The sequence below is a fragment of the Flavobacterium sp. genome (assembly GCF_035456085.1).
Classification (GTDB): domain Bacteria; phylum Bacteroidota; class Bacteroidia; order Flavobacteriales; family Flavobacteriaceae; genus Flavobacterium.
In genome coordinates, this window is the sequence record NZ_DATIDY010000214.1 from 1 (window position 1) to 3704 (window position 3704).

2 protein-coding genes and 1 pseudogene are annotated in these 3704 nt (G+C 37.4%); all 3 read right to left on the reverse strand.

Annotation, left to right across the window (positions count from 1 at the left end; translation table 11 throughout):
* Positions 1-266, reverse strand: a pseudogene (locus tag VLC96_RS16300) (MFS transporter); the annotation flags it as partial.
* 92 nt (positions 267-358) lie between these two features.
* Positions 359-1951 (reverse strand): magnesium transporter MgtE N-terminal domain-containing protein, encoded by a 1593-nt coding sequence (locus VLC96_RS16305; RefSeq protein ID WP_325264619.1) that lies wholly within the window; start codon positions 1949-1951, stop codon positions 359-361.
* Between the two features lie 574 nt (positions 1952-2525).
* Entirely contained in the window at positions 2526-3476 is a 951-nt protein-coding gene (mnmL, locus tag VLC96_RS16310) for a tRNA modification radical SAM protein MnmL/YtqA (RefSeq protein WP_325264620.1), read from the reverse strand.
* Between the last annotated feature and the right edge of the window lie 228 nt (positions 3477-3704).

The window sequence follows — 3704 nt, forward strand, 5'->3', positions numbered from 1 at the left end:
GCAAACCAAAAATGCGAAAACACTTTTCCGGTTACCAAATACGTAATCCCACGTTTGAAATAAATCCAAGTCGGTGGTCTCTGCAACCAAACCGTATAGCGGTACACAATCCCAAAAAAGGCAAACACCGTCCCAAATAAATAAGTAACGAGTGCCGCATCAAAATTCTGCAATTTTCTGGAACCATAAAACACCAGAACAATCATAAAAATTGAAAGTGCAGTCGCTATCAGCAATGCCTTGGTATTATAGGTTTTGTTTTTCATATATACATGCTTTTTTTGTGGTAGACTATTAATAATCATATCTAACAGGTCTTGAAGACCTTTTAGTATAAACATTTTTGAATTTTTAGCGACTAGCTCGGTTTCTCACATCCTTTGCGGTTGTAAAACCACCAATTAATTGTTGTCGCTAATATAGTGAAAAGGATTAGACCAATAAAGAATTGATTTACAGTTCCATTAGCAGTGATGTTACTTCCAATTAATTTAGAAAAGATAAAAGGACCAAAAGCAGCTATTGCGGCAGTCCATCCAATTACGCCCGCAGCTTGACGCTGATTCTCTGAAAATATGATCGGAAATTGTCTAAAAGTACCCGCATTTCCAATTCCCGTAAAAAAGAACATTACCAAAATAACCCCTACAAATAAAGGAAACTGATCCATGCTCGTTGGCGAAACCAATCCTTGGGTAACCAAAATAACGGCACCCGTTAAAATTCCAATTCCGGTAATGGTCGTCAATATGGCACCTCCAACTTTGTCGGCAACAAAACCAAAAGCAACCCTACTGGCGGAACCAATAAGCGGGCCGTAGAAAGCATACACCAACGGATCCGGTGCATCAGGGAAATCTCCGTACAAATATTTAATCATCAATGGAAATGCTGCCGACAAACCAGCGAAAGTTCCAAAAGTCATCACATAAGTAATAGTACAATACCAAGTATGTTTATTTTTAAAAATATCCATTTGCTCTTTTATTGAAGAATGCATAGGAATACTCTTTAAGAATAACCAACTGATAAGTGCTAAGCCCAAAAGGAATCCGGAATACCAAAATGCTGCCGATTGAATGTAAATATTTATATTTTTAACAGCCTCATTATCGGGACTAATTTTGTTTATTATTTTTTCAGCCAATTTAGGATTCGCATTAGCAATCGCTTTGGATTTTACTTTTTGAGGCAATGCTGTAAAAATCTCCACATTATCATTTGAACCCGTTGCCGCGATAACCGAATCCAATACTGGCTTCTTTACATTGGCCAAAATATTATTTTGTGCTTTGGCATCCAAAGCTGCGAAAACTTCTTTTTGTTTTCCAATTGTTGAGTCTTTAAATACATTTTGCGTTTCTTTGGCATCGATGCTTGTAAATACCGATGAAGCACCATAAATACTGACACTCAAAATAAGTGGCGTAACAAATTGAGCTAGACTAACGCCAAAATTCCCAATTCCTGCTTGGATTCCCAATGCTGTTCCTTTTAACCTTTTTGGAAAAAACAAACTTGTGCTAGGCATAAAGGATGAAAAATCTCCACCGCCAAAGCCTGTGGCAAATGCCAAAAGAACAAATACCCAAAAAGGAGTATTGGTGTCCATCACCGCAAATCCAACTCCAATTGCTGGAATTAATTTAAGCAAAGTAGCCACGGTTACTACATGTCTTGTCCCGAAAATCGGCAGAATAAAGGTGTGTACAATTCTTAAAAAACCTGCAGCCAATCCAGGAATGGCAACCAGCCAAAAAAGCTGATCCTTAGAAAATGAAAAACCAAGACCTGGTAATTTCACTGCTATTACACTCATCATAAACCACGAGCCAAATGACATTATTAATGAAAAAGTTGTAATTATTAATGTCTTCCAAGCTATTTTACTTCCAGTTTTTTTCCAAAAAACTTCATCTTCCGGATCCCATTTATCTAACCATGTTTTCATATTCTATCCTGTATTATTTGTTTGTGTTATTGAAATTGTCAGGTTCCAAAATTCGCATAAAACCTATTATAAAAGACAAAAAAATCCTTTACTTATAGCGTAAAATTAGTCGTCGAAAGGACAATAAAATATGACTTTTATCAGGTAAGATTAAATATGTTAAAATATTTTTGGCATTAAATTAAGCTTTTTTTTTAAATAAGATTCGGGTTTTGATAAGAAACAGGTCTTGTTACACCACAATTAAGTCTTTCACAATTTTATTTACGGAATCCTAACAGGTCTCGGAGACTTGTTAGGTATAAATTGCTTACCATAAAAAATCATACTAAAGACAATGTACAAATAATACTAAAAACAAATTCCAAATTATACCTTGAAAAAAAACCGGTTAGGAAGGCTAAATGTCTTGTTTTGCAGAAATTCGCGTGAGGGATAGAAGCAAGCTACCAACGTAGCGCGGATAGCCCGACCGCATTATGCAAAGGGGCTGTATAAACGCATGCTAGATTAAGCCCCTTTGCATAATGGGGTCACGCCCAAATCACGGCTGCGCTCGATTTGACACTATAATTTATTTTTCAGTGTATTTGGAACCTTGGATAATCCCTCTTTTTTCGATTGTGGAGTCGATGTAATGCTGGATTTCAGTTTTTTTGAGACCCCAATTTGGTGCGATGAGTAAATCCCAATCGGAGATTCCGAACAGGCGTTGGATGACGATGTCGGGACGTAATAGCGGAATGAGTTCGCAAAGCAAATCGGTGTATTGCTCCAAAGTAAAAAGCGGAAACGGGTTTCGTTTGTAATGCACGCCCATAATCGAACCTTCGACGATGTGTAAATGGTGGAATTTTACGAATTTTATTTGCGGGAAACGGTTTATTTCATTGATATAGTTGAGCATCATTTCGTGAGTTTCCCAAGGAAATCCAAAAACGGTATGCACACACAAATCGATTGGGCTGTCTTTTAACAATTCTACAGCTGCAATAAATTCGGCATGAGTACAGCCACGGTTTATTTTTTGTAATGTTTCGTCATACATCGATTCCATTCCCATTTCGAGATCGACATCAAATCGGTCGCAATAGCTTTCGAGCAAGGCGACTTTTTCGGCATCGATGCAATCAGGTCTTGTTCCTACAGAAAAGCCAACTACCTCATCAGGATTGAACGATAAAGCGCGGTCGTAGATTGTTTTTAGATAATCGACGTTGGCGTACGTATTGGTGTTGGGTTGAAAATATACTATGAATTGATCAGCCTTGTATGAATTTTTGGCGCGTTCCATCCCTTGCAGTAATTGCTCTTCGATGGTTGGTGCTTTTCGGGAAATATCGGGTGTGAAAGAATCGGTATTGCAATAGGTGCAACCGCCGTAACCTTTTAATCCGTCACGGTTTGGGCAACTAAAATTGCCATCTACAATTACTTTGAACACTTTTTTTCCGTTGTATTTTTCACGGAGATGAGTGCCATAGTTTTTATATCCTTTTTTGTTATTTTCTGTAGCTGAATTCATTTTGCAAAATTATACATTTTACGCATTGATAATAATGTCGTTACGTTAAGGATTTCATAATAGGCTTTCGCCAAACTAAAGGTTTGTTTCGCAAAGATTCACAGAGGATACACAGAGATTCGCAAAGATTATGGAGAAAAATAAAACTCTTCGCGAATCTCTGCGCTTCTTTTGCGAGTCTCCGTGAAATAATTTTCTATTACTTTAGCCCCCAATCTTAATCATACT